The organism is Candidatus Termitispirillum reticulitermitis, assembly GCF_054655775.1.
Genome location: NZ_BAAIHG010000106.1, coordinates 1 through 2,943, shown reverse-complemented (window position 1 = coordinate 2,943; position 2,943 = coordinate 1). Strand labels below are relative to the sequence as shown.

Below are 2,943 nucleotides of genomic sequence, written 5' to 3'. Positions count from 1 at the left end.
TTGTCATTAAATCAGTTGCAAATTGTCAGACCGCTATAGCTTTATTTCAACCAGATAGCGTATCCTTCCCCAAGCACATAATGATTATATACAGACACCAATAACGAGACAAACCCTAAAGGGTGCTTATGGGACGTTCAGGGACGATAAAATGACATAAGCACCACTATAAGAAAAAATATCTTACTTATATCTCATAAATCACTCTTCTCACTCTCATTCATTGCCCAGCTAGTGCGCCCACGAAACAGCCTTAATCTCAAGCGTTCATCGCTAATAATCAGAACATTAAAGGCAATCGTTGCACTTCGTCATTGAACTGGGGGCATTACCATTGTATTCCTCAACGAAAAAGAAGCATCAAATTAAAAATCGTATATCCCGAGTCTCTCACAATTGGACTAATCGATTTATTGTGAGGATTAACGCTAATCTTTTTCTTAGTTGGTAGCTCACACGTATTTATGGTAACAGAACTACTCTCTAATGGCTTTTTACTATTATATAGCCCATTAAGCGTAAATTTAGGTTTTTTATCTTTCTTGTTCCGCTTTCCACTGCATTTATCAGTATTTTTTAGATACTCTATATACCAATCATCAAGTGAAACGCTATATTCCACAAATAATCTGTGGTTAGGGTCTTTACTCACTATCTCTTTAAGGTTAAACCTGCCATCTTCACTCTGGTATGGATATGACTTAACAAACGTCAGGCTACCGATACTTGTGCTGACAGCAGAACTATCAAAATAATATTTCTTTGACAATTCCCTCTTTTCACCCCTAAATGGATATTCACTGAATTCTATTATAATCCACGCTTTACCAGCAGCCGTTGCCTCTTCAGTTATGCCATAAAACAATACTTCTACTTTCAAGTTGTTATGATAAACAAAACTGGCATAGTCCTTACCTACTGCCACTACAGGGTTATCAAATTCCATAGACTTAATACTTTGTCTGTAACCATCATAATAGAAACAACCAGTAGATATAAGAATAAGCGTAAAAATCAATATTTTCTTTACTTTATTAGCCATTCCAGTTCATCCTCCTGAAACATTACCCGCACACTAAACTCAGGCAATTTGATATTATTCAGAGAAATGTCTGCTATCTTGAACTGGATAGCTTTCCTTAAATCAGCACACGACACAGGAAGATAATATTTCATTATTATTTTATCGTCCAACCGCTCTGCGGAGACTAACTTGGCAGGTATTTTGCCACCTACAGGCAATAATACTATATATGCACTATCAGTGTTTATCTTATATCTATTAGACGCTTCAACTATTAAAACTTTGTTGTCATAATTGTCGCATTTACCCATATCCTCAAGATGGTACACATACTTCCCCTCTCTGTAAGGCACTTTTTCATAAAATTTCTGATATACGCTTATATTTTCAAATGTGTCATCTGTGTCATCATAAATTATACGTAAATAATTTATGTGTTCCACTCTACCGCCACATCCACCAAATAAAAAAAGTGAAAGCATAAGTATCAGACAACGTATATAAGAACTCATAAATTTAGTCTCCTGTTAATGTCCAGAAAGAATAGCCGCTACCCCTAAAATAAGGACATTCACTATAAAATAAGACGAGGCACGTGAAGCCAAATCACTACCTTTAGTCTCTAGTTCACACGTGTTTATAGCGATAGATTTGCTATCAACATTAGTGCCTCGCCTATTATATAGCCCCTCCAGTAAAAATATTGGCTGTTGTTTCTGTTCTCGCTTAGTAACGCATTTATTTGCGTCTTTCAAATATGCCTTATACCAGTCGGAAAGCGTTACGTCATACTCTATAAACAGTCTGCCGTCAGAAGTAGCATTCAGCACCTCTTTAAGGTCAAGCCTACCTTCTATATCCCTAATATCTATTGGATATGACTTGCTAAGCGACATTGTCCCTACGTTTGTGCTAACGCCAGCAACATCAAAATAATATTTTTTCTTTAATCTCGGCTTATATGTATATGGACTAAAAGATACTACAATCCATACCTTGCCACTCGTTAGTGCCTTTTCAGTTATGCCATAAAGCATTACATTAACTACTAAATCTTCATCGTATAAAAACCTAATGTAATCTTTACCAACAATGATATCATTCCATAAGCCTACTATTTTTTGCGATGGTTGCTTATAGGCAACATCGTATGATGCACAAGCACTTACCATAGCGACAACTATCAGCAGAACGATAACCCTTTTCGTTGTCGCCATCCTTTTTTAAGTTGTTTCATTGTCACGACAAATGGCTGTGTCTTAGAGTTATCTTTATACACATCTGCTATGATAAAATGTGCATCAACCAAATCATCTAGCATAACGGGAAGGTAATATTCAAATACTTGTTTTCCGTTCACACGCTTTACAGAGAGTAATTTTGCAGGTATTTTGCTACCCTTTGATAACGTCAGATAAACATTGTCTGTATCAATCCTATAGGTATCGTCAATCTCAACCTTAAATACCCTATTGTCATAAAGCAAACATTTAGAAAGGTCTTCATAGTAATACCCAACAAGAATTGGAGAGATACGGTTATAGGAAGCCTTTACATAAAAGTCCTGCGATACCCCTATGCCCTCGTGCTGCCCGTCATAGTTGAGAGATAACTTGTTGTGATTAAAAGCACAACCGCTAAATATGATGAGCAGTGATATAAAAAGAAACCTTACATAACGTTTCATGACTTAGTCCCCCATTACTACATACGAGCATAATTTGTCGTTAATATACGCATAAACAGATAGCTCACTAACAATATTAGCAAGAAAAACAAAGAAAACAAAAGCTTTATGGTGCGAGTGGTCATTTCTAAAACTCTCCAAGTGGCATACAACTAGTCAAATCCTTTCCTTTATCTAACAGGCATTTGAAGTAGTCTATATTCTTTCTATAGCTATGTTTTAATCCCTCAGT

Annotated in this window: 4 protein-coding genes; all 4 read right to left on the bottom strand. The window is 36.1% G+C overall.

The features are described 5' to 3' along the window. Positions 1-343: 343 nt before the first annotated feature. From AC1MDJ_RS07410 to AC1MDJ_RS07395, 4 genes are read right to left on the bottom strand one after another with little or no spacing between them, the layout of a single operon-like run. The gene (locus AC1MDJ_RS07410; protein ID WP_479690287.1) at positions 344-1,042 is read right to left on the bottom strand and encodes a hypothetical protein; all 699 of its coding nucleotides are present in this window, start codon (positions 1,040-1,042) and stop codon (positions 344-346) included. Beyond that, on the bottom strand, positions 1,027-1,536 hold the full coding sequence (locus AC1MDJ_RS07405; RefSeq protein WP_479690286.1) for a hypothetical protein: 510 nt from the start codon (positions 1,534-1,536) through the stop codon (positions 1,027-1,029). Before AC1MDJ_RS07405 ends, AC1MDJ_RS07410 begins: the two co-directional genes overlap by 16 nt. 15 nt (positions 1,537-1,551) lie before the next feature. Beyond that, a complete protein-coding gene (locus tag AC1MDJ_RS07400; protein ID WP_479690285.1) occupies positions 1,552-2,241 on the bottom strand; it encodes a hypothetical protein in 690 nt (229 codons plus the stop codon). After that, on the bottom strand, positions 2,208-2,711 hold the full coding sequence (locus tag AC1MDJ_RS07395) for a hypothetical protein (RefSeq protein ID WP_479690284.1): 504 nt from the start codon (positions 2,709-2,711) through the stop codon (positions 2,208-2,210). Before AC1MDJ_RS07395 ends, AC1MDJ_RS07400 begins: the two co-directional genes overlap by 34 nt. Positions 2,712-2,943 lie beyond the last annotated feature (232 nt).